Genomic DNA, 23,429 nt, shown 5'->3' with positions numbered 1-23,429 from the left:
GTATACAAATTAGAGTCGACTCGAAGTCAAGAAGGTATTATAAAAACTATAAATACTTGACTTAGAGTTAGCTCTAAGGTGTATGATAACTTCAATTCAGTATTACATAGGAGGATGCATCACATGCTCACCATTAGCCAAGTGTCAGAAAGAACAGGTTTAACCCCATATACATTGCGTTATTACGAGAAAATCGGAGTTCTGAAAGGTCCGAGTCGAAGAGAAGGAGGAGCCCGGGCTTACTCCGAGAGCGAAGTATCATATATACAGTGTCTGACTAATCTAAAGAAGATAGGCCTATCACTTGAAGAGATTACAGAATTCACTCGTGAGGGTTGTGTGATGGAAAAAATACAATTAGGGGAAGACCCTACAAAATATACTCAGACGTTAAATAAACGAACAGAAATACTTTCGAAATATCTGATGGACCTAGAAGCTAAGCAGCAGGAATTAGAGCACATGATTTCACTTACAAAAGAAAAATTATCCGGTTATTTCGAGCTTTCTAAAGAGAGCAACGAAGTACCGATTTAAGTAGGATCTTGAGTATTACTTGAAAATATGTCTATACTGCATTTTCATAAGAAAAGCCACGAAACGTTGATTATCAACATTCGTGGCTTTTAATTTACTCCAGTGATTCTCAATTCTTACGGAATTATAAGTGTACGATGTCCGCACAAATAGTTTTGGATTGCTCTTGGCCTTCTCAAAGTAAAACATTACCATTTGCTCTGATCAGTAGTTTTTGATTAGTCTGATATCATATAGATTAAAAAATACGTTTATTGGATTAACTCTATACTTCTAGGAAGAACGAATACCTTCAAAAGCATTTAATATTAATTGTCGTACATATGATTCACCTAATGGTTCGCCAGTCACAAGTAATCGATAGAAAATCGGTCCGTAAATTAAATCAATACATATATCAATATCGATACTTTTTTTCAATTCACCACGTTGAATTCCTTTTTCCAAAAGACTCTTTGCTTCAAGTCGGCGGGGGTGGAAATATCGAGCACGATAGGCATCTGCTAATCCGGAATCAAACTGGCCTTCACCTAATAATTGCGTAATTATCGTCCCCTCACGACTCGTCAAAAATATAGTTAAATTTGTAGCGTGAGTTAAAATATCATTGTATGCCGAACCAGTATCAGGCACAGGCAATCTTTCAGAGGCAGCATAAAGGAAACCATCCATCACTACTGCAGCCTTGTTTGGCCACCATTTATAAATAGTTGCTTTGCTAACCTGAGCATATTTGGCGATTTTATCAACTGTGAGAGCTTGAAACCCATTTTCCAACAATAAATCATAAGAAGCTGACAGAATTGACTTTTGTGCTTCTAAGTTACGTGGTCTGCCTCTTTTTCCATTCATCATAATTACCAACTTTCTTTGGAATTAATAAACTGTATGTTCAGTATAACAATTTAATATTAAAACAGAAAGTTTGAATTCCCTATTTATAAAACTAAACGTTCAGTATATTATATGGTTAATCATTTTATAAACTGTACGTTTAGTATTATAAAATGAAAACAATAAAATCAAATATGGAGGGAATCTAACCCACGGTATTGTTTATTGTTAAGCAATATATATTCCATAGAAGGAGTTGTACTAAATGATTGATTTAAAGAAACAAACAATTGAAAAGAAGATTCCAACTTGGTTAACCATTCTTATGGCTACCGCATGTGGTATCATTGTAGCTAATTTATATTACGCACAGCCTCTTGTTGGGATAATTAGCTCATCAGTCGGTTTGTCAGCAAACACTTCTGGCTTAATTGTTACGTTAACCCAAATTGGATACGTTGTCGGTTTATTGTTTATCGTGCCTTTAGGAGATATTCTTGAAAATCGAAAGCTGATAGTCTCCTCTTTACTTATCACGGCAGTAGCCCTTGTAATTACAGCAATGACGAAACAAATATTTCTATTCTTATTTGCTTTGTTTGTCATAGGTTTAGGTTCGGTTGCTGCGCAAGTACTTGTTCCCTTTGCATCATATCTATCATCCGATTCGTCACGCGGTCGTGTTGTCGGCAATGTCATGAGCGGTCTGTTACTCGGAATCATGCTATCACGCCCCTTGTCGAGCCTAGTTGCTGATTTTTTTGGTTGGCATGCTATATTTATTTTATCTGCCATAGCTATTATGGTTTTGGCTATTGTACTTTCAAAGGTATTACCTAGAAGAAAGCCTTCAACGGACACTCACTATATAGCCCTCCTCAAATCTATGTGGTATTTGTTACGAACAACACCAATATTACGTCGCCGGGCTGCATATCATGCAGGTGTGTTTGCATCTTTTAGTTTATTTTGGACAACAGTTCCTCAACTGTTAACTAGCCAATCATTTCATTTTTCTCAGAAAGAAGTTGCATTATTTGCCCTTGTCGGAGTTGCTGGTGCAGTAGCCGCGCCTATTACAGGACGAATTGCAGATCGTGGAGTGACGAAACTTGCAACTGGGATAGCACTTCTTACGGTTGTCATTTCTCTTTTATTACCGATTATTATCCATACTAACTCACCTATTGGTATAGCTATACTAGTAATTTCATCTTTATTGTTAGACGCTGGTGTATCCGCAAATCTTGTACTCAGTCAACGTGCGCTTTTCTCGTTGAGTCCAGAAGTTCGTAATCGTCTGAATGGTCTATTCATGGCAATGTTCTTTTTTGGTGGTGCAATTGGATCGGCAATTGGCGGCTGGGCCTACTCAATGGGTGGATGGAGCACTGCATTATGGATTGGAATAATTCCTTCTATACTTTCCTTATTATATTTTGCTACTGAAAAAAATAATGCTAAGTAGTTTTAATCTAAATAAAATAAGCGAATTTGGAATTACTAACTTCCAAATTCGCTTTATTCTTAATTACGTCAAACTAATTTATATACAATATAATGCACATAAACGCAGTAAACACTGGCATTATGTGTTCTTATTATTTACTTTTATTAATGTTCTCTTTTCGCTGACCAACCTTCATACTTTCCGTTATACTTCTTTGAATATAAAGACATCAATTCTGTTTGATAATCAATCATTGCAAGTGCTTCAGTCTTTATGGCTTTAAGAACAATACAATCAAGTTGATTTTTGTCAATTTCAATTTTAAATCCTGTTTGTTTCATCTCATATACACATCTCTCTGCATCTTCTTGTGGTATTTCAAGTTGATGAGTAATTATACATGTATTGCCTTCATATAAATTAATCTCTGTTTCATTTTCTCTAAATCTATTGGTTATAAGTCTATCTTCCATTTCAGTAGATGATTCAGAGTAATTAAATAACCCTTCCTCAAAAATATGGTCAATTTGTATACGATTATAGTCTAAGATCCATTTTCTAAATTTATGATAGGAAGGCAATAGATTTTCTTTATTTAAACCATAAACATCACATCCACGGTCATCATACATGTGCAATAATGTATTCTGTGATAAATTCAGCAAATAAACATTTCCCATTATGCTAGGCTTTCTCGCAAAATCCTGATTACTAATTGCTTGAAAAAGATAATCTCTACGGATAGACTCCTTTTTAACCTTTAAACTGTATAGAGTTGTCCTCATTTCAATATCCTCTTCATCAAACTCATAAGGTACTGTTTTGCAACTTAATCCATATATTAATTTTTTGTCTTTAAGGAAACGTTGTATATTAGGCAAATCTTTTCCTTTATATTCAACAGATTCATTAATAGCTGTAATAAACATAATCGTATCATTCGTATCAAAAAGAAAGTCAAAAATAGAAAATATACGATGATAAATTTCTTTAAAATATTCTTTGCCTTCTAGTTCGACAAGCCCTAGTTCAAAACGAAGCCAATATTTTGAGTTATTCTTCAAATGGTTAAATAGCTCCATCTTTAAACTCCCTTAATTATTACTTCACTACTTTAATACCCTGATTATACCAGAACCCGAAGATGTGAAAATTTATCATCAAAAAAATGTAAGGACTGTATTGAAGAAAAGTAAGAAACGTTTAGTCGCCATTTGGGAAACGTCTACTAAATTTTTTCTAAGATTGTTTTAACAAAATGAGTTTTATCCTCTGCATATTTATGTTTATTACTTTTATTTAATTCCGATAATTTGAGTTTAAGTTGTTCATATTCAATTCTTGCTTCGTCATTGTTTCTCAAATAATCTCTGAATTTCAATTGTTCTTTTAAATATTTGTTTCCACTTTGATACATATGGATTTGATGAGTTCTTGGTTCACCTTTACTGAAATAGTGTCTGTCAGGTAAAATGTTTGTCCCTTTATATGAATAACCTATCTTTTCTAAGGAAGAAACGCAATTCTCACCTTCGCTAAAATCATTGATTTCCACTGCAATATCAATAATTGGTTTCGCACTTAGTTTTTTTACAGCTGTGCTACCAATATGGTGAATTTCCACAATGTTATCACCAATTTCTTTTTGAATTTTCTCTTTTTCTAATAAAAATTCTCTTTCCCATTCTTGTGTCCATGGAGTTAGAAAAACTTCTCCTTTCGGTAATCCTAACACTTTATCACTCCTTATTTATCCTGATTGCTTTTTCCACTTTAGAATGTAATATCACAAATATATTCGGAATATTTTTTGCTTTTATTCTCTAACATTTATTTCACGCTAATTCAGTAAATCAATGATAGACAGTGTTTCAATAATTAATTCAATTATACACATTGCTACTTTTTTATTTCTCTATATTTGATAACAGGGTACGAAAACAATTATATGTATACAAAAAAAGTTCCTTACAAATGTAAGGAACTTTTAGTCATCGCTTGGCAAACGATGTGATGATACCGGTGGTCGGGGTCAAAATGGCGGTCAAAACATTGATATAATAAGGTTTTGTAATTTCATGCGGTAAATTTGCGGTAAATAGAACATATGTTTGTATTTTTGTTGATAGATCTAAAGTGTTGATTTAGATAAAATAACAGGCATTGGAATAGGAAGGAAATCACATAAAAATGAAATATAAAAGTGGAAAAATTGGTACATTGGCTTTAGATACAAACAAATCTAAAAAATATGATGTTCTTCATTTGGGAGGACTTAACCGAAATCTTACTAATTCAAAAATGGGCAAATTGCTTGTTGATGAATACGTTTTTTTATTTAGCACAAAATTAGATGTAAGTAAAGATTCGGATGTTTATGGACAAGTTAACATTGATTTAGTAAGGCATGAACATTTATCTGATTTCAACTATACCCTTAGTGATAAGGTTAACTACCACGTTGTAGAGAAGGAGCCAATATTCATTAATGACTTTTTAGAAGTTATTCCAGAAGAGACCGAACGGGGAATTCATGTAATTGCACATCTAAAAAGCCAAAGCAAAATAAATTTTATGGGGAAGTCTACAAAAAGTTATCGCATCCTCTTGATGAGAGCAAATGATAGTAGATTCGCCAACTTACCAACCTGGGAACTTGGACCAGAGTTTCAAGCTAAATTAGAACTTGATAAAGCATCGGAACATTTAAACAGACTATTAGACTGTTCTTCTCTGTTATCTAATCTAGCTAATCGAAATAAGGAAAATTCCACAAAAGAAAATGCTTTTGAAATAATGATAGAATCTCTGAACAAAGAGATAGAACAAGCAAAAATGGAAAATAATCGAGCATTAAATAATTATTTGGCAAATAGAAGAAGTCTTGAGTACATTCATAAAGAGTGATTAATCAGACAGATGAGATTCTTTCTCCTGTCTTTTATTCTACTAAAAAAAGAACCTTAGCATACACTAAGGTTCTTCTGGTAATTGCAAAACAATAACTCTTGGAAATTTTTGTTGTCTTTGTGGTAATTCAAACTGAAGGAGTTTAATGTGGATTATTTGATGAGGGAAAATGAAGTAGTGATAAATTCCTCGACTTTTTCGAGTTCATTTTCAGTTAAGGTCTGATCTTTTGCAACTTCTCGATGAACGTAGGAATGGGCTTTCTTACAGTCTTCGCAATAATGTCCTTCAGCATAGGAGTAATACTTTTGTAAAGTCCCATTTTCAGTTAAGTAAATTTCTTTACTGAAAGTTAACTCTCTTTCTGCTTTCTTTTCAATGAGATGCGTTTTAGAAAGGACTGGATAACCCCTTAAATAAGTTCCGTCTGCTTTTTTAAAGTAATCACATTCACTCACATGCTCAAACTCGTCATTACCCTCTTTTACGATTGAAGGTAGTTGATATAATTTCATTGCCAAATCAATTGTTTCATCTAGTTGTCTTGCATACTGTTTTTTCATTGTCATTTCTCCTTTATATGTTGAATTTAGAAAGCAACTCGTCCTTTTCCTTCCTAATTAACTCCATTTTATGCAATCTCCTCTGATGAAAAAGAATTTTGTGGTTTGACTTTGTTTTAGAGGCAAAGTATTCATAATCATAATCAGAAATGGCTGCATCTTGAAGAAGATTTAAGGATTAGAAGGATGAAAAGAAGTGGTTTGTTTCTTTCTGTATAGTAATCTTACAACTTATAATTATCCAAATCAAAGTTCTTATGTTCTACCTAATAAAATTATTTTAATGAGATTCTGTATGTCCAATACAAATAAAAAAGCAGTCCCTAACCTTAGTTATAAGAACTGCCTCTTGTTTTTCTATTCTGTTGTGTTCATCACTATATAGTTCATCTCATAAATCCTTCACAACTTCTTCATCCAATATCGCTTTCCGCTTTTCCCAATCTGGCATCACTGAATAAAGCATTTGATAGAAGTTTTCACTGTGATCGTTATACTTAAAATGAATTAATTCATGAAGAACCACGTAGTCAATACAGTATTTTGGTGCCTTTATAAGCTCGGCATTTAGAAGTATCGTGTTTTTTTCGGTTAAAGCTGAACCCCATCGTGCTTTCATCAACCTTACATCAATTTCTGGTTTCTCTACTCCGTATTTTTGCACCAGTGGATACATTTTCTCTAATGATTCATTGAATGTCATTTGGGCCTTTTCACGATACCATTCGTCCATCAATTTCGCTTTTCGGCTAACACTATCTGTATTCTTCACGTATAAATAAATGAAGCCTCGGAAGTATTTCACTACTTCTTCTTCCATTGACTTCTGTACTCGTAAGCGGTATTGCTTTCCCAAATACTTAAACGTCTCGCCACTTACATATTCTCTTTCACTTTGCTTCAAAGGCTGTACATCATTAAAACGCCCCACATTTTTAAGAATCCATGAGCCTTTTGATTTAACAAAATCAGAAATAAAGTCTAACGGAACTCTGTCATTTGCTGTAACCTCAATCGTCATATCTGGTTTGACATTGAGGTTTACATTTTTAACTTGTTTCCGCTTAATAATGAAATCTATGACATTATTGGCGTACTCAATTTGATGTTTTTCCATGCTGCTCCCTGCCTTAGTAACGTCTTAGAGCAACCGTTTTGATTTGCTCAATGATTTTATCAATTGTATCAAAATCAATTTCCAAACTGTACTTTTCTTTAAAATCAAAAAGAAGATCATCCAATTCTTGAGCAATTCGATTGTGAATCTCTAAATTATCATGCCAATCGACTTTTTGATGTTCCTTTATGATTTGATCCATCTTAAATGCCAATTCACCTAGCGTATTAATATCATAGCTTGTTGTAGTTTCTTTCGTTTCACTCATAATGTCCTTAGTAACACCGTAGAAGGCTTGAGCATTGCGATTCTCTTTAATGACAGTAGGATATTGTTCTGATGCTTGACCACTCTGGTAATCCTTCATAATGTCTTTCATGCGGTTCAAATACTCAGCTTCAGAAATCCGTTTATCTCGGTATTCTTGAATGGCTTCTTGTATCCGTTCAGAAAACTTTTTATAGAAGGATGGGTTTTCGTCCCACTTTGCATGAACACTTTTTGTTAAACGAGTCCGAATAGCATCCGCTTTCGCTCGTTTTGAGCCAAGACGTTCTATTTCCTCTTCAAAAGCCTTTGCATTTAAAATGTCCACTGGATTGGTAATACGAATAATTTCCTCTGCAGAAATATAGTTATCCATCAACTTCTGCATTTTTGCTTCATACTCTTTATGGTCAATCGTATCCGAATACCGTAGCTTTACACTTTTCCGCAAGTCTTGAAAAAACTTGAAGTCCTTTTTGTACTTTTGTAACTCTTCTGGAGGCAAGGCATTATAGATTTTTTCCGACTCTAAGGCGATTCCAAGGTTTCGTCCAAAGTTGCTTAAAACGTTATAAAACCCTTCTCTGCCTTCTTGATCTTCCAACAATACCTCATACTCTTCCCGATCATTTTTATTCTTTACAGGAGCAAAGATTTGCCATAAATCGGAGTAATACTGCCGTAATGAACCAATGATACTAATGACATCGTAAATGGCACCTTTTAAATCTTCTGGATCAAAATTCTCCAGACCAGCACCAGAATACATTTGCATCGCTTGATCAAGTTTATCTAACAGACCACGATAATCAATGATTAAACCATAATCTTTTCCTTCATATAAGCGATTTACACGTGCAATAGCTTGTAGTAGCGTGTGTTCCTTCATCGGCTTGTCAACATAAAGTACCGTTGCTCTAGGGGCATCAAAGCCCGTTAACAACTTGTCAACGACAATCAATAAATCAATGTCATCACCATTGACAAAATCATCTTTGATGGCATCCTCATATTTTTCAGGAGTTACATAACGGTTCATCATCCGTTTCCAAAAACGCTGAATTTTATCTTTTGATTCCTCGTCAACTGCTTCGTGGCCTTCTCGTTGGTCAGGTGGAGAGATTACGACTGCACAGTTCAAATCCTCAAACTCTTCAAAAGCCTCTAAATAGCGAATAGATTCAATTTTACTGTTAGTAGCCAACATCGCCTTAAATTGACTCCCTTGTGTCTTGTAGTTCTCAACAAAATGCTTGTTTATATCTTCAGCAATTAAATAAATCCGCTGTTCAGATGAAGCAAGTTTTTCATATTTGCTCCATCTTTGCTTTACTTCTTCTTTTTGCTTATCATTTAGATTTCGAGTAATCATTTCCAAACGTTTATCAATAGCTTTTTGATTAACCGATTGTTCCACCATTTTTCCCTCATACAGTAAAGGAACAATCGCATTATCACGTACCCCATCAGCAATCGTATACTTATGAATGAGCTTTCCAAACTTTATCATTGTACTTTTTTCTTTCTTCATTAAAGGGGTCCCTGTAAAGCCTAAATAACAAGCATTCGGAAAGACTTTCTTCATTTTAATATGAAGTTCGCCATATTGAGTTCGATGAGACTCATCAACCAGTACAAATACATCTTTAGATTCAATTGGTTTTTGCTTGATTGAAGCTGTATCGAATTTATGAACTAATGTTGTAACTATATCTGAATTATTATCATTGATTAAATCGACTAAATGACCGCCTGAAGTAGCTCGACTTGCCTTTAACCTTGTGTGCCTGAATGTTTTATGGATTTGTTTATCTAACTCAACCCGATCTGTTACCACTACTACTTTTGGGTTAAAGTCATGCAGCTCTGCCAATATGTACCTTGAAAGCATCACCATTGTGAGTGATTTACCAGATCCCTGTGTATGCCAAATAACACCACTTTGACGATTACCATTATCATCCCGTTCTTCTATTGTTTTTATGATTTCCTTAATAGCAAAGTATTGTTGATAACGTGCCACTTTCTTCACATCTTTATCAAAAAGTGTAAAGTATTTGGTTATTTCAAGTAGCCTCTCGGGATGGAACAAGGATATGATGTTTTTATCCTGAGTTGTTGGTAATCTGTCCTCAACCGTTTGATCTAACCAAGAATTTAGCCAACCCTCTTTTTCTTCTTTCCAAACAGACCAAAACTTTTTCGGTGTATTGCAAGTCGCATACTGTGTCTCATTTTTATTAGTTGCCATAACCAATTGTACAAACTTGAACAACTGTGGGGCATAATCTTTACCTTGATTGCGAATCATCTGACTAATTCCTTGTTTCATAGAAATGGATGCCTTTTTACACTCTATTATTACAAAAGGAATTCCATTTACAAAAAGAACAATATCAGGTCTTACCGTTCCACGCCCATCCATTCGTTCCACTTCAAATTCTTCTACCACATGAAATACGTTATTTTCAATGTTCTTCCAATCAACATATTGGATAGTAAATGATTTCTTTGAACCGTCTGGTAAAAACTCTGTATAACTACGTCCATTCATGATGGTTTCATAAATTGTTTCATTTGTTCTTACCAATCCATTCGTAAGAGGCTCATCTAAGTCTCTAATAGCCTGATGGATATTTGTCTCACTAAACTCACGAATTTCTCCTCTATATTCAAAGGAATTAAACTCTTTGAGTTTTTCCTCTAAAACTGTTTTTAACAATACATCATGAAGACTCCCACGCATCCGTGCTGCTTCTTCCTGTGCAATATATAGATAATCCAATTTTTGTAATACTTCAATTGCAGGTACTTGGCTAATGTACCGTTCATCATAACTCTTCTCCCTTGCCATTTTCACACCTCCATATTCAATTATAGGAAAGCGAGTGACGGCATTACACCCGCACTCGGACTTTTCCTGTTAAAAGTAATTGCATGAGGCCTTTCTTTTGTTGTTTTAAAGAATTTAGTTCATACACAAGTAATGATAATTCTTTATCCGCATCATTTAAGATTTTAGTAATAGCTTTTTGTTCTTGTATATCCTGTGGAAAATAAACGTTAACTCGACCTATATCAATTAAATTTATCTTTTGTGGGATTGCACTTAATAGTGATTTACTTAGAATGTCCTTTTTAAATTCATCCGTAGACATATACTGAACTAGGTATTCTGACAGAATTTTTTCATTGGTTTTTAAAAGGGCCAAGCTCACATAGATACTGGATTCATAATCCCAATCAACTATCACAGCATCCCCAATACTACCAATTCTAGTCATTAAAATATCGCCTTTTTCTACTTTACATCTTGAACTAATTGAAAGATGTTCTTCATGTGATATATATTTATGATTCGAAAACTCCCTATTTGTAACATTCTCAACACTATAAAAAGGGATGCCAGAATCAGTATACTTCGGTGTTGCGTGAGTACCATCCATTATTTTAGTGCATAAATCTTTAAGTTTTTTTGTGTCCCATTTTCCATCAAATCCCAACAACCTAACTTGACCTGTCACCAACTTCTTCATTAACCCTTTTTTCTGCTCTTTTTTCTGTTCAATCAGCTTTTCTTTTAGTTCAATTGCATTGTCCCAAGCTAAAAGTATTGAAGATATTTTTTTTTGTTCATTTATTGGTGGAACTGGAATCTCCATTTTTGTAATCATTTCTCTTCTAACCGAGTCCACTGAGGTCTTAGCATTATACTTCTTCACTTGTTTCATGAAATTCATTTTAAAATAATTAAAAAGGAAAAAGCCATCGACATCTTTAAATTCGCTTATCCTATAGACTCTTTGATGAAAATCAAACTTACCATTGTAATAATGAAATACTTTACCTACACCTACTCCGTCACCTGCTGTTAGAATAGCTTCGCCGTCATAAGAATAAGAATTTATACGTTCTACCGTTTGAGACCTCACAAAAAAAGGATATTTTCCATTTTCTTCTTTGTTTACTGTATCCTTATTTCCAGTAGATATATCCGCTATTTCTTCTATATGTTTAACTTTCCAATCTTTTGGGACTGTTAATTTATACACCTTGTTCACCTACAATCCAAGCTCTTTCAAATGCTTTTCCATTTGCTCTTCCACTTCTTGAAGCTCTTGTTTGATGTTCTTAATATTTTCCTTAACTGCATCCATATCGACAGGTTCTTCCTCTTCAAATGTATCGACATAACGTGGTATGTTCAAGTTATAATCGTTCTCTTTAATTTCATCTAAATTAGCGACATATGAATATTTATCAATTGTTTCTCTCTTCTCATACGTTTCAATAATTTTTTCAATGTCCAACTCTCTTAATTTGTTTTGGTTTTTTCCTTTTTCATAATTACCTTCCCCTGATGAGTCAATGAACAGCACATCTTTACGTGTACGGTCTTTTCGGAATACCATGATACAAGCTGGAATACCAGTACCAAAGAATAATCCCTCTGGCAATCCGATGACTGCATCTAATAGGTTCATATTAATAATTTGCTGACGAATTTTTCCTTCACTTGAGCCACGGAATAAAACCCCATGAGGAAGAATTGTAGCCATTCTTCCATTCTCCGCCAACGAATAAAGCATGTGTTGAACAAACGCATAGTCCCCTTTTGAGCTGGGTGGAACTCCCCATTCAAATCTTCTGTATGGATCAAGCCCTGGTTCCATTTTAAACTTTTTATCATTTCCTTCACCAGCAAACCCCATCGCCCACTTATCCAACGAGAAAGGAGGATTTGCAACAATTACCTGGAACTTCATTAACTTACCATCATCTAAATGCAACGGGTTGGCCAATGTATCGCCCCATTCAATTTTTGCATCATCAATTCCGTGCAAGTACATATTCATCAATGCCAATGAGTGCGTGGCACCATTACGCTCTTGTCCATATATGGCAACTTTTTTACTCGGTACCTGTTTTGCAACTTTCAACAATAATGAACCAGAACCAGAAGTCGGATCATAAATACGATCATTTTCTTGTGGTTTAACTAATCGTGCCAAAAGTTCAGATACTTCTGCTGGGGTGTAGAATTCTCCACCTTTTTTCCCTGCATCAGAAGCAAATAATCCAATCATGTATTGATAAGCATTACCAACAATATCTTCATTACCTAATTGGGACGGTCTTAATGATAGTTGATTAAAATCCTCCAATAAAGAACGTAGCATTGCATTACGTTCTTTCGCCCTACCAAGAATTGCCTCACTATTGAAGTCTATATTACGGAATACACCACGAAGTTTTCCTGTATTCTCATTTTCAATTCGTTCTAATGCTTTGTTTATGATCTCACCGATTTCTGGGTCATTTCTCTTGCTATACAGATAGTCAAATGTTGATGTGTCATCCAATACAAATCGTTCTCTTGATAATGCACGTTGAATTCGTTGTTCATCTCCATTATATCGAGCGTGGTATTCCTCTAACTTCTCTTTATACGAATCACTCAAATACTTAATGAACAGCATAGTAAGGATGTAATCCTTGTATGTAGATGAGTCAATTTTCCCTCTGAAAGTGTCGGCTGCTTTCCATAACACACTATTAATTTTTTCTTGTGATGTTTGTTCAATCATTCTTTTATCCTCCTAATATTTGCTGCGTAACTCCTTGAAAGTGCAACTCTTTTTCTTCAATCAATTTCTTATAAAGCATTTTTTCTCTTTGGTGTAGTTGGAAAAGCTCAATCAATGCTTGTTGTTTTGAAATAGATGCTAACATAATAGGAATATTTCTTATTGCATGTTGATTAGTGCTTGGAATCCTACTACCTGCTTGAGAACGCTCCAATTCCTTTTTGACATTCAATGTATTAAGATACCATGCTGCATATTGTGGTAAAACCTTTGCTTCATTCACCTTTATAATAGCAAAGTATGAAGGAACCAATAAACCTTTATGGTCTTTATTTATAAAGACTGCAGTATATGGTTGGCTTAACCGCATTAGCACATCGCCTTCTTCAGTAAAGTAATGATCATCCAAGTCATCATTACTGATAAACTCATCAAATGATTGGTTTACAATTGCCCCATCTTCACTTATATTTTTGAGCGACAAAAGTTTATATTTAGCTTTTGCATCATATTCAAATTCCGCCTTCTTCCTACTTAATACCAATCCCGTCTTTATTTGAGAAATCTCACCAAGTTGCATGTTACACCTCCTTTTAGGTTGTTAAATCTAATATATAACCCTAATTTGTTAAATGCAGTATATAACCTTATTGTACTCAAAGTCAATCCTTACTGGTGACGAACCTAACATTATAGAGAGAAAAGAAAACCACAGGACGGTATTGATGGAATGCTGTTATAATTTCTCAATAACAATACCGAAGGAACTGCCCTGTGGCACAATTTAACGAGAGAAAATGAGTGATTTTGTACATACTCGTGTTGACATTTATAATCATATAAAAAGGAACAACATTGTTCCCTATAATAATCCTTCTATCCAATTAATAACACTATCCCAAAATGAAAAAAGCAAAATAAAACCAACAACAAGAGACACTATGAATGAAATAAGGATAGGGTGTCTATCAACGAAATTCTTTTTGACTGGTTCTTGGTCAATTGAACCAAAATGGTGACCAATTAAGGAATTTTTAATTTTATTTTTATCTCCAATTTTTATGTTCAATCTTTCTTACCCCCAAACCAATGACCAAGTTTTGATTTATTAAATTTATTTTTGTCACCCAACTTAATCGAACCATCGTAAATTATTTGCTCTATATTCAAAACAACTTTTTCTTTCTTATACTGGTTTTCTTCAACTTGTGATTTTATATCCATTTCGTCCAAGTTATCAAATTGTTTCTCCAGTTCCATTACGATATCAACTAATTTAGACTTTACTTTGGAAACTATTCCATCAAGCTGGTTTGAAGCAACAATTGTCCTCATACCAGCAATTTGAAATTCCTCAGTCGACATATAGTGACATAGGGTAGTTGGTATGATTTTACCGTAATTATCTTTATTTTTGTCATTCAGTACATTTTGAAGTGCAGTAATACTGTCAGTTATATTTATTGTTTTAAGTTGATTAACTCGCTCTTCGTCCAATACATGTTCAACTGGAACTGGAGCATTGGTGTACTTAAATTGATAGTTTAAGAGATATGTTCCCATAAGTTCCCCTTTTAGGATTCTATAACTAGGAACGTCCTCTTTTACATAGCCTTGTAACTCTCCGTCTATCCAATTCATAATTAATTCATTTTCTAAGTCAGAAAGTATTACTTTCAATCTTAGTAAAATATTTTCAATGGATTCATTACCCCTAACTAAGTCCTTTAGTAATTGACTTCTAGCCATTAAATCAACCCTTTTCCTTATATTTTAGTTCCTTTATACAACATCAAATGTAATTTTTTTCAAAAAAGCAGGACCATCTAAAACTTTTTCAAATAGAAGGAAAAATTGTAAAATGATCATAGAGGAAGTCCCACAATGAACGCCTTCACTGCTAAAATTTTATATTTGAAATATTAATTGTGGATATTTTTTATATCAAACATCCGAATGCCCGTTTCAGCAATGCTTCCAAAGTTACCGTACCTATCACACCCCGAATAATCTCACTAAGTTGCGTGTTACACCTCCTAGTCAAATGTTAAATCAAACATTTGACTACTATTCGTTAAATATAGTATATAACTTTTTTACAACGAAAGTCAATCCATACTGGTGATGAACCCAACTATATAGAATAAAAACAAATGAAATACAGTAATACCTAAAAGATTTGAGTCTATAATACAATAACTTCATTTTAAGAAAGGGGTTGTGTATATGGATAAAGACACAATCATTACAATGCCACCAGCAAAAAGAGTTCAGGAAGTCAATAAGATGTTAAAAGAGCATAATCTCTCGGAAATTTGCGAACGTCTCGGAATCCCATCTGGATCGTTCAGTAAGCTCATGAGGGAGGGAGATTACTTGTACCATCAAGCGGACAAGCAATACTATCCGTTTGTTCGTTCTGAAGAGGAACGAGTTACAAGTACCCATACCAATCAGAATGATGATATAACATTCATCAAGAGCCATATTGACACTCTTAAAAGGGTAATTCAACAATTTGAAGAATCGGGTAATTTACTGCTTGATAAACGCATATACAGCAAGAATGCAGAGTTCGCAAATAAAAGTATCAGGATGAACACTTCTATTTACGAGGACTTCAGTAAATTTTGTGAAGAATATTACCCTCACCTTAAAACTCAAGACATCATCGCACAAACACTCCTTGATGCTATGACTAGGTACAAACTAGAAAACGGACGAGAGTTGTAAAATGCTCTCGTCTTTTTGTGGTATTTTTTTCATAAAGAAGGTGTCTATTGCGTTTGTAACAACACATTTTAGACACCTTCAATGTTATTTTCACTTATTTTTAGATTTTGAATGGATTTTTCAAACAATTGGGGAAATCGGTGCGGTTTTTTGGAATGAGAATTGGGTTAATTCCAATACTTTCAAGATCACGAAGGTATTTTCGATAAGTGGGTTTAGACATGTGTTTCTTAGGGGTATCTATACTACCTTTGGAGATTTGAACGAGGAATGCTCGAAGGTCATCTTTTTTCTTTTTTGAGAAATGACTGCTTTCAATGATTTTTTCGGCTTCACTGAGTTTATAGTAATCCCCTCGGTGAACAATTGGTAAAACATGCTTTTCCATGTACTCTTTCCATAACTGGTACGAAAAGTAGCTTTTTAATACCTTGGGTCTACCTTTTCCTTTGTCATTTCTTTTCATGCTATTCAAGTGGGCGTTTTTGATTCTCAACTCATACCTCACTCTCCCACTATCGTATGGTTGAATTTCTTCACCTTTTGCAATCCGTTCTTCTTCTTTGTCATAGATGATTAACTCAATACTTTTACATTTATGGTATTGCGACGTTTCATATTTAATAGGGTTGCCCTCTTCATCCTTGCCCCATTTGACTTTTTCTTTGTAGGCATACTTAGCAGTATATTTTTCAAGTAGATGAAATAACAACTCCCGGTCTTTTTGAATCGGTAGCTCTACATCCAGTCTTAGATCTATTCTTGTAAGTATATGGGAGTCAAAGTAATCAGAATGTCCAAAATGTCGGACGAGGAATTTACGAATATTTAACTCTACCAATTCATAATCATCTTCTGTAATTGTCCCTCTATTTAACATTTTTACAGCATCAACCTTCAATTGTAAATTCCAATCACCATCTGCTTGTTCCCAAGTGCGGGTTATAGCATATGCTGGAAACCTCTTCTTTACTTCTTGATTAAGTTCTTTAACTGCTGCACGGATGTAATGGTATTTGTTTAATCTAACACCGTACATGGAAAAGAGGTGATGAAAATCTTCGTAGCTTACGTGAATGAACAATTCGAACGTGTGAATCAATGAAACCATCTCCTTTTATTTTAGTTCACGGGAGTAAAGAAATCCTTTATTATCAAGGGTTATCTTAGCATTGTTTTCCCGACCCAAACTAATTTATATGACTTCTCAACACATTGAAATGAACCAATGTGATTGTTAAGTACAGCATCCTACTGAAGTTGTGAAGAAAATATTCATCAATGCCCCCATAAAATCGTTCAACAACATTACAGCATGTTCATAATAGTAAAGGTTTGGTATTTTCCTTTTCCCCTAGTAGATTACAAGGATAGGATTACAAGAAAAAGACCGTAAAGACTAATTGCTCTACGGTTTCGTTTTTGGCTATCTAATTGTATTGATAAATACATTGTTTTCTTCAATCTTTTTAACCTGAATATCTATTTCTTGTAAACGGATAGGGATAGATCTCAATGTCTACTACTCCAGCTCCTTTTCTTTTTTCTCTCTTTATTTGACAAGTTACCGTTTAGGTCTAGTTAAAAATTCAATCCCAACACATTTAAAAACCCTTTCCTCCGACTTAAAAACATATACATCCAACAACTCCCTTCCACTTTCTTCAAGTTGCTTTTTCTTATTTTCTATCATTTCGTCAATAAGCGTTTCGCTACAAGAGAGTGCAGAAATTTGTGTTCCAGCCCATTTCCATATATCTGGTGATTATTTTTTTATTACGTCTGTCATCTTATTCATTTTTATCCCAACCTTCCGTTTCATATAAACTCCTAATCGGAATCCTATTGTTTCATTTTCCTAAAGCAATTCTAAATCAAGAAAACACGCACTATACTAGACTTTTTTGATTTTGCACTTTCTTAAATCTCTTAATTGTCTCGGCTACTTCATTCACGATTTCCTCCAGCTCTTCCACTTCAATAAGATCATTCAATACGATTTCTTCCATCTCAATCTTTTGCAAACACATATTAAGGTAAATATGGATATTATTAAGTTTCTCTATTGTTTCCAACAAACCGTATCTTACAGATGCAACTCTTGACATACCTGGAATCGTAGTTGACATATCATAATAAAATAAAAATTCTTCTACGTTCATATTTCCCTTTGCCTCATTACATTGGGAACAGGCAGGTACACAATTTGCGAAGGATGAGATACCTCCCTGGCTTTTGGGAATCACATGATCAATTGTAGTAGCTTCATCTCCGCAGTAAAAACAACTTTTCCCGTATCTTCTAAATACAAGTTTTCTAAACGTTTCCCTATCAAAATACTTACGGATTAACTTAGGATTCACAATATAAGCCACCTTCTCTTCTACCATTTGGGCTGCCTTATCATAAGAAACGTAGGAGCTATACCTATGACCTTTTGACATCTTCCCCCTTACCTCTATTATTTGAGTCCCCTTTTTAAGCTCCGGGGTTTCAATTTCCCTCGCTTTTAACATTTCATTTCTAAGCATCCTGCAATTCTTACAATAGGATCTCCATCTTTGTTTGTCCTTGTTTGAAAAATGCGTTATAGGTAATGTATCACCACAGATACTACATTTCTTCAATCTTTCCATAGTCTTTCCTCCAAAATACGTTGATAATTTTTTCAATTTTACTTTCCACCCTTTAATTTCCAAATAATCATTACAGCAGTTGCACTCATAAAAAAAGTAATTAGAATGGCTAAAGCAGAAATAATCATCAACGACATATTAAAATCCCCCTTGTTTTATCCCTCATCTTCTTTAATCTAAATAACATCATCTCTAGCCGTAAATTGGAATGGTATATGAAAAATAGAAATTGATTTTTCGATGAATAAAAGCTCCATCAAAATACTTATAAAACAAATTCATATTGTCGAGCAATCTATGAAGATATTTAATCATCAATGTCTAAATCCCACTCTGTAAAATCATTACCGAGTAACTTTTTAATGGTCCCATTTATATCATCTGTTTCTCTCTTTTCTTTCAAATACTCGAACTCTTCCTCCGGAACCAAATAGCGTTCTGGATTTTCTTTATCCTTTTTACCAGAGATTTTTCTTTGCTTAATCCAGCAATTTACCTCCTTCAGTGTAACCCCGTAATAATCAGCAACTATCTGTGCATCAATATAAACTATATCTTTATCAGCTTTTCGATTTTTTGCATCAATCTGCTTTAATACGGCTTCAGCTCTGTGATCCTGTTCTCTTGTAGTAATGAAATTCCCTACTGGTATTAACCAAACATCATTATCAGTTTGATAGGCATCTTTAAAGCGTCCTTTTTCACACATATTCTCAATTATTTTAATGCTCAATCGTAATTTTATTGCAACCTCCTTAACAGAATAAAACTGCATACCTCACCATCCTTTCTAACACTTTGTAATTACCATTTCCTGTAATCAATGGGAGCATAAAAAAAACTCGTCCCCCTTGTTAGAGTACGAGTTTTAATTGCAATATTGATTTATCGTTAGTTTGCGAAAATTCGTAAATTTTCATCATATTATTCAATCTTCCCTTGATTAAGGTTGATAGTTATCTTATAAAGAGTATACCTTAACACCATTGTGTAATCAACAAGACACTATTCCATACTAAAAAATTTTAGACCCTCGAACCTAAGAATTTTGATTTATATAATCATACTAATTATGATAGATATATAACCTAAATGATTAATTGAAAGGAAGTGAATTTAGAGTTAAATTCTCCCACCGAAACCTACACAATTTAGACCTAATATTTACCCCCTATCATTCTTTCAAACTACAACAGGAGGAAACATAATGACAATAGAAAGAAACTTCAAAAACAAATCCACAAATTCCCCCAATTGCAAATTACAATTCACTTTGAATCACAAAATTGAGGTAGCAGATGCTCACTTCAGCTCTTCTATTGAGAAGGGAGATGAAGTAGCATGACAACATTACTGCAAGATACAGAATTACAACAACAACTCTCCATTAACCTCACAATCCCTATCCCTTCCGACTCAGTAATCATTTCCAAAGTAGAATTGCAGGAACTAAAACAACAACAGTTAAAAGGCGTATATTGGACAATGAAAGACTTGGAAGTACGAATTAATCGTAAACATGAATGGATTAAAGACAATATCCTCTATCCCCCAAAATTCAAAAAGATCCTCGATGTTGAAAAAGGCGGTTTCGTATTTTACCCACAATCCAAAGGACAAACTTGGTCATTCCATGCCTTAAAAATGGCAGAGTTTTTGGATAAGAACTTCCAACAAATCTTCTCACAAAAAAGGTAAAACTGCCCAATCATTAGGCCTATACAAAATTCAAAACAGACATTATGATAAGGGTACGCCATGATGACCACCAGGCTACCCTTATCTAATTACAACTAGATAAGGAGACAGCAATTATGGCATCAATAAGAAAACGTGTAGGAAAGAAAACAACAAGTTATGAATTTACAGTTAGCCATATGGTAAATGGCAAATCAAAACCTATTAAAAAAGGTGGATTTCGCACCGAAAGAGAAGCAAATGCTGCGGCAGCTGAATTGGAAGCACAATTAGCCAAAGGCCTAAATCCAGTTTTAAAGAAAGTTCCTTTCGATGAATATTTTGTGGAGTGGATTGAGGTTTACAAAAAGCATTCAGTGAGTTCAACCACACTAAAACATTACGAATACTCCTTACATGCTGTAAGAGAGCACTTTTCAAAGACTCCTATCCAGGATATCAATAAACGTGAATATCAAAAATTCATTAATTGGTTTGGATCAAGCAAAGCAAAAGAAACAGTTGAAAAAGTACATCGACATATAAGGGCATGTGTAAAAGATGCTATAGACGAACAAGTCATCTACACTGATTTCACTAGGAATGCAAAAGTTCATTGGAAAGTACCTAAAAGAGAACGTAATTATTTGGACTATGAAGAAAGTCAAAGACTTTTAAAAAGTGTTTGGAGTAAAATTGATGATGGATTAGGCTATTCTTTGATATACCTAATTGCAACATCAGGAATTCGTTATCAGGAGGCTGTTGGGCTAACTAGAAAAGACTTTAACTTTAAAAATGACACCATCACCATAAATAAAACCTGGGGATATAAAAAAAGTTCCCCTGAAGGATTTGGTAAAACAAAAAATGAACAATCAAAACGGACAATTAAAATGGACAATGTTACCATGAATCATTTTAAAAGATTGTTTAAAACCATTCCAACTAACATTCATGGATTGGTTTTTTTCAGCCCCGAATCTAAATATAAAGTCATTAGCAACACCAACGCCAATAATTTGCTAAAAAAACTTTTGGTTGAATTAGAAATTGAACCAATAACTTTGCACGGATTACGTCACACTCATGCAAGTGTACTTCTTTATCAAAAGGCCTCAATTTCTTATGTAAGTGAAAGACTGGGTCACAGTGATATTGAAACAACATTAAAAAAGTACACGCATGTCCTAAAAGAACTACGCTTAGAAGACGAGCAAATTACGGTACAAACATTTGAGCATATGGTTGTTTAAAAAATGCGTAAAAATATGCGTAAAAAAATATCAGAACATATCGTTTCTTATCTTATAGTCAATAGAACAGAAATGGAACGATAAAAGCTCCAACCCTTATGTATCAAGGGTTAGAGCTTTAATAAAGATTAACTAAACGTAATCAATATTCTTTATCAGATACCGGTGGTCGGGGTCGAACCGACACTCCAAAGGAACACGATTTTGAGTCGTGCGCGTCTGCCAATTCCGCCACACCGGCATGATGTGTTTATATAGTTTAATTAACTATATGGAGGCGGCAACCGGATTTGAACCGGTGAATAAAGGTTTTGCAGACCTTTGCCTTACCACTTGGCTATGCCGCCTTGGCATTATAAAATATATGGAGCGGAAGACGGGGTTCGAACCCGCGACCCCCACCTTGGCAAGGTGATGTTCTACCACTGAACTACTTCCGCATATATAACTGGGGTACCTGGATTCGAACCAGGGCATGACGGAATCAAAATCCGTTGCCTTACCGCTTGGCTATACCCCAAAATGGGGCGACTGAAGGGGATCGAACCCTCGAATGCCGGAACCACAATCCGGTGTGTTAACCACTTCACCACAATCGCCATTGTATTAAAGGAAAACCTAATCTTTACATTTTATATATGGGGCGGCTGAAGGGGATCGAACCCTCGAATGCCGGAACCACAATCCGGTGTGTTCACCACTTCACCACAGCCGCCGTTATGTAAATTTAAAGGTTTTATATTGGCAGGGGCAGTAGGAATCGAACCCACATCAAAGGTTTTGGAGACCTCTATTCTACCGTTAAACTATGCCCCTGTAAAGAATGGTGGAGGGGGGCAGATTCGAACTGCCGAACCCGAAGGAGCGGATTTACAGTCCGCCGCGTTTAGCCTCTTCGCTACCCCTCCAGAATGGTGCCGGCGAAAGGAGTCGAACCCTCGACCTACTGATTACAAGTCAGTTGCTCTACCAACTGAGCTACACCGGCAAAAATTATTATGGTGGGTCGGGACAGAATCGAACTGCCGACACTTAGAGCTTCAATCTAATGCTCTACCAACTGAGCTACCGACCCATAATAACTTTAAATATTATAATTTAAAATGGCGGTCCGGACGGGACTCGAACCCGCGACCTCCTGCGTGACAGGCAGGCATTCTAACCAGCTGAACTACCGGACCATTTTGGTTGCGGGGGCAGGATTTGAACCTGCGACCTTCGGGTTATGAGCCCGACGAGCTACCGAACTGCTCCACCCCGCGATAATAATATATGCTTATTTGATTGATAAAGTTCTTAAAATGGTGGAGGATGACGGGATCGAACCGCCGACCCTCTGCTTGTAAGGCAGATGCTCTCCCAGCTGAGCTAATCCTCCGAAAATGGTGACCCCTACGGGATTCGAACCCGTGTTACCGCCGTGAAAGGGCGGTGTCTTAACCGCTTGACCAAGGGGCCATATGTATTGAAAAGTCATGGCGGAGAGTAAGGGATTTGAACCCTTGAGACAGGGTTACCCGCCTACACGATTTCCAATCGTGCTCCTTCGGCCACTCGGACAACTCTCCAAAAAAATGGCTCCGAAGGCAGGACTCGAACCTGCGACCCTCTGATTAACAGTCAGATGCTACTACCAACTGAGCTACTTCGGAATAATAAAATCAACAGCCTAGCGACGTCCTACTCTCGCAGGGGGAAGCCCCCAACTACCATCGGCGCTAAAGAGCTTAACTTCTGTGTTCGGCATGAGAACAGGTGTGACCTCTTTGCCATCATCACTAGACATGTTATTTCTCAAAGACAAGAATTATTATATCACTTTTTTCTAATTAAGTCAACTGCTTTTTTAGAAAAACTTTTC

General features: G+C 35.1%; 21 protein-coding genes, 16 tRNA genes and 1 rRNA gene. 7 read left to right on the top strand and 31 right to left on the bottom strand.

What is annotated here, in order from left to right; translation table 11 throughout:
- Window positions 1-123 precede the first annotated feature (123 nt).
- Window positions 124-537: a MerR family transcriptional regulator gene (locus AC6CHJ_RS11275; RefSeq protein WP_150284977.1), complete on the top strand. Its 414-nt coding sequence runs from the start codon at window positions 124-126 to the stop codon at window positions 535-537.
- 273 nt (window positions 538-810) lie between these two features.
- On the opposite strand, the gene AC6CHJ_RS11270 is transcribed toward AC6CHJ_RS11275, so the two are convergent.
- Window positions 811-1,389: a TetR/AcrR family transcriptional regulator gene (locus AC6CHJ_RS11270; RefSeq protein WP_498288767.1), complete on the bottom strand. Its 579-nt coding sequence runs from the start codon at window positions 1,387-1,389 to the stop codon at window positions 811-813.
- A 247-nt stretch (window positions 1,390-1,636) separates the two neighbouring features.
- Between AC6CHJ_RS11270 and AC6CHJ_RS11265 the strand changes: the two genes are divergently transcribed.
- On the top strand, window positions 1,637-2,839 hold the full coding sequence (locus tag AC6CHJ_RS11265) for an MFS transporter (RefSeq protein WP_498288584.1): 1,203 nt from the start codon (window positions 1,637-1,639) through the stop codon (window positions 2,837-2,839).
- A 146-nt stretch (window positions 2,840-2,985) separates the two neighbouring features.
- Here the strand turns inward: AC6CHJ_RS11265 and AC6CHJ_RS11260 are convergent, their stop codons facing one another.
- Together AC6CHJ_RS11260 and AC6CHJ_RS11255 are read right to left on the bottom strand one after the other, a co-directional pair.
- Entirely contained in the window at window positions 2,986-3,903 is a 918-nt protein-coding gene (locus tag AC6CHJ_RS11260; RefSeq protein WP_498288583.1) for a DUF3885 domain-containing protein, read from the bottom strand.
- Between the two features lie 146 nt (window positions 3,904-4,049).
- A complete protein-coding gene (locus AC6CHJ_RS11255) occupies window positions 4,050-4,556 on the bottom strand; it encodes a GrpB family protein (RefSeq protein ID WP_498288581.1) in 507 nt (168 codons plus the stop codon).
- A gap of 455 nt (window positions 4,557-5,011) precedes the next feature.
- Here AC6CHJ_RS11255 and AC6CHJ_RS11250 point away from each other — a divergent pair, with 455 nt between their 5' ends.
- Window positions 5,012-5,728: a hypothetical protein gene (locus AC6CHJ_RS11250; protein WP_498288579.1), complete on the top strand. Its 717-nt coding sequence runs from the start codon at window positions 5,012-5,014 to the stop codon at window positions 5,726-5,728.
- Between the two features lie 155 nt (window positions 5,729-5,883).
- Here AC6CHJ_RS11250 and AC6CHJ_RS11245 read toward each other — a convergent pair whose 3' ends face one another.
- The 8 genes from AC6CHJ_RS11245 to AC6CHJ_RS11210 form a co-directional block, all read right to left on the bottom strand.
- The gene (locus tag AC6CHJ_RS11245) at window positions 5,884-6,294 is read right to left on the bottom strand and encodes a hypothetical protein (RefSeq protein WP_498288577.1); all 411 of its coding nucleotides are present in this window, start codon (window positions 6,292-6,294) and stop codon (window positions 5,884-5,886) included.
- Between the two features lie 391 nt (window positions 6,295-6,685).
- A complete protein-coding gene (locus AC6CHJ_RS11240) occupies window positions 6,686-7,411 on the bottom strand; it encodes a M48 family metallopeptidase (RefSeq protein WP_498288575.1) in 726 nt (241 codons plus the stop codon).
- Between the two features lie 13 nt (window positions 7,412-7,424).
- A complete protein-coding gene (locus AC6CHJ_RS11235) occupies window positions 7,425-10,532 on the bottom strand; it encodes a type I restriction endonuclease subunit R (protein ID WP_498288573.1) in 3,108 nt (1,035 codons plus the stop codon).
- A 43-nt stretch (window positions 10,533-10,575) separates the two neighbouring features.
- Window positions 10,576-11,730 carry a restriction endonuclease subunit S gene (locus tag AC6CHJ_RS11230; RefSeq protein WP_498288572.1) on the bottom strand — a complete coding sequence of 385 codons (1,155 nt, stop codon included), beginning with the start codon at window positions 11,728-11,730 and terminating at the stop codon, window positions 10,576-10,578.
- 9 nt (window positions 11,731-11,739) lie between these two features.
- Window positions 11,740-13,266, bottom strand: coding sequence for a type I restriction-modification system subunit M (locus AC6CHJ_RS11225; protein ID WP_498288570.1), 1,527 nt, complete (start codon window positions 13,264-13,266; stop codon window positions 11,740-11,742).
- 4 nt (window positions 13,267-13,270) lie between these two features.
- Window positions 13,271-13,846: a restriction endonuclease subunit S gene (locus AC6CHJ_RS11220; protein WP_498288568.1), complete on the bottom strand. Its 576-nt coding sequence runs from the start codon at window positions 13,844-13,846 to the stop codon at window positions 13,271-13,273.
- 282 nt (window positions 13,847-14,128) lie between these two features.
- Complete coding sequence (locus AC6CHJ_RS11215) at window positions 14,129-14,335, bottom strand: hypothetical protein (protein WP_498288567.1); 207 nt, start codon at window positions 14,333-14,335, stop codon at window positions 14,129-14,131.
- Window positions 14,332-15,015, bottom strand: coding sequence for an AbiTii domain-containing protein (locus AC6CHJ_RS11210; RefSeq protein WP_498288565.1), 684 nt, complete (start codon window positions 15,013-15,015; stop codon window positions 14,332-14,334). Before AC6CHJ_RS11210 ends, AC6CHJ_RS11215 begins: the two co-directional genes overlap by 4 nt.
- Before the next feature lie 477 nt (window positions 15,016-15,492).
- On the opposite strand from AC6CHJ_RS11210, the gene AC6CHJ_RS11205 reads away from it, so the two are divergent.
- Entirely contained in the window at window positions 15,493-15,999 is a 507-nt protein-coding gene (locus AC6CHJ_RS11205; protein ID WP_498288563.1) for a hypothetical protein, read from the top strand.
- A gap of 100 nt (window positions 16,000-16,099) precedes the next feature.
- Here the strand turns inward: AC6CHJ_RS11205 and AC6CHJ_RS11200 are convergent, their stop codons facing one another.
- The 3 genes from AC6CHJ_RS11200 to AC6CHJ_RS11190 all read right to left on the bottom strand — a co-directional run bounded on the left by AC6CHJ_RS11200 (window position 16,100) and on the right by AC6CHJ_RS11190 (window position 19,410).
- Window positions 16,100-17,101, bottom strand: a complete 1,002-nt coding sequence (locus AC6CHJ_RS11200; protein ID WP_498288561.1) for a hypothetical protein — start codon at window positions 17,099-17,101, stop codon at window positions 16,100-16,102.
- A 787-nt stretch (window positions 17,102-17,888) separates the two neighbouring features.
- On the bottom strand, window positions 17,889-18,671 hold the full coding sequence (locus AC6CHJ_RS11195; protein ID WP_498288559.1) for an HNH endonuclease: 783 nt from the start codon (window positions 18,669-18,671) through the stop codon (window positions 17,889-17,891).
- Between the two features lie 271 nt (window positions 18,672-18,942).
- On the bottom strand, window positions 18,943-19,410 hold the full coding sequence (locus AC6CHJ_RS11190) for a hypothetical protein (RefSeq protein ID WP_498288557.1): 468 nt from the start codon (window positions 19,408-19,410) through the stop codon (window positions 18,943-18,945).
- A gap of 432 nt (window positions 19,411-19,842) precedes the next feature.
- Here AC6CHJ_RS11190 and AC6CHJ_RS11185 point away from each other — a divergent pair, with 432 nt between their 5' ends.
- The 3 genes from AC6CHJ_RS11185 (at window position 19,843) to AC6CHJ_RS11175 (ending at window position 21,568) form a co-directional block, all read left to right on the top strand.
- On the top strand, window positions 19,843-19,980 hold the full coding sequence (locus tag AC6CHJ_RS11185; RefSeq protein WP_498288555.1) for a hypothetical protein: 138 nt from the start codon (window positions 19,843-19,845) through the stop codon (window positions 19,978-19,980).
- The gene (locus AC6CHJ_RS11180) at window positions 19,977-20,333 is read left to right on the top strand and encodes a DUF771 domain-containing protein (RefSeq protein ID WP_498288553.1); all 357 of its coding nucleotides are present in this window, start codon (window positions 19,977-19,979) and stop codon (window positions 20,331-20,333) included. The genes AC6CHJ_RS11185 and AC6CHJ_RS11180 overlap by 4 nt, the downstream gene beginning before the upstream one ends.
- A 116-nt stretch (window positions 20,334-20,449) precedes the next feature.
- On the top strand, window positions 20,450-21,568 hold the full coding sequence (locus AC6CHJ_RS11175) for a tyrosine-type recombinase/integrase (protein ID WP_498288551.1): 1,119 nt from the start codon (window positions 20,450-20,452) through the stop codon (window positions 21,566-21,568).
- Window positions 21,569-21,728: 160 nt separating this feature from the next.
- On the opposite strand, the gene AC6CHJ_RS11170 is transcribed toward AC6CHJ_RS11175, so the two are convergent.
- From AC6CHJ_RS11170 to rrf, 17 genes are all read right to left on the bottom strand, one after another.
- Window positions 21,729-21,809, bottom strand: a tRNA-Leu gene (locus AC6CHJ_RS11170).
- 31 nt (window positions 21,810-21,840) lie between these two features.
- Window positions 21,841-21,915: transfer RNA gene (locus AC6CHJ_RS11165), tRNA-Cys, on the bottom strand.
- Between the two features lie 18 nt (window positions 21,916-21,933).
- Window positions 21,934-22,008, bottom strand: a tRNA-Gly gene (locus tag AC6CHJ_RS11160).
- Between the two features lie 8 nt (window positions 22,009-22,016).
- A tRNA-Gln gene (locus AC6CHJ_RS11155) sits at window positions 22,017-22,088 on the bottom strand.
- A 3-nt stretch (window positions 22,089-22,091) separates the two neighbouring features.
- Window positions 22,092-22,167 (bottom strand) — tRNA-His (locus AC6CHJ_RS11150).
- A 40-nt stretch (window positions 22,168-22,207) separates the two neighbouring features.
- Window positions 22,208-22,283: transfer RNA gene (locus AC6CHJ_RS11145), tRNA-His, on the bottom strand.
- Between the two features lie 27 nt (window positions 22,284-22,310).
- A tRNA-Trp gene (locus tag AC6CHJ_RS11140) sits at window positions 22,311-22,384 on the bottom strand.
- Between the two features lie 8 nt (window positions 22,385-22,392).
- Window positions 22,393-22,476: transfer RNA gene (locus tag AC6CHJ_RS11135), tRNA-Tyr, on the bottom strand.
- A 4-nt stretch (window positions 22,477-22,480) separates the two neighbouring features.
- Window positions 22,481-22,556, bottom strand: a tRNA-Thr gene (locus tag AC6CHJ_RS11130).
- 11 nt (window positions 22,557-22,567) lie between these two features.
- Window positions 22,568-22,643 (bottom strand) — tRNA-Phe (locus tag AC6CHJ_RS11125).
- 29 nt (window positions 22,644-22,672) lie between these two features.
- A tRNA-Asp gene (locus AC6CHJ_RS11120) sits at window positions 22,673-22,749 on the bottom strand.
- A gap of 4 nt (window positions 22,750-22,753) precedes the next feature.
- Window positions 22,754-22,830 (bottom strand) — tRNA-Met (locus AC6CHJ_RS11115).
- A gap of 40 nt (window positions 22,831-22,870) precedes the next feature.
- Window positions 22,871-22,946, bottom strand: a tRNA-Val gene (locus tag AC6CHJ_RS11110).
- A 5-nt stretch (window positions 22,947-22,951) separates the two neighbouring features.
- A tRNA-Glu gene (locus tag AC6CHJ_RS11105) sits at window positions 22,952-23,026 on the bottom strand.
- A gap of 18 nt (window positions 23,027-23,044) precedes the next feature.
- Window positions 23,045-23,136: transfer RNA gene (locus AC6CHJ_RS11100), tRNA-Ser, on the bottom strand.
- Between the two features lie 7 nt (window positions 23,137-23,143).
- A tRNA-Asn gene (locus tag AC6CHJ_RS11095) sits at window positions 23,144-23,220 on the bottom strand.
- Between the two features lie 15 nt (window positions 23,221-23,235).
- Window positions 23,236-23,351 (bottom strand): 5S ribosomal RNA (rrf, locus tag AC6CHJ_RS11090).
- Between the last annotated feature and the right edge of the window lie 78 nt (window positions 23,352-23,429).

This window comes from Rummeliibacillus sp. GQ308, from assembly GCF_059759115.1.
This window is presented reverse-complemented; position numbering and strand designations above follow the sequence as displayed.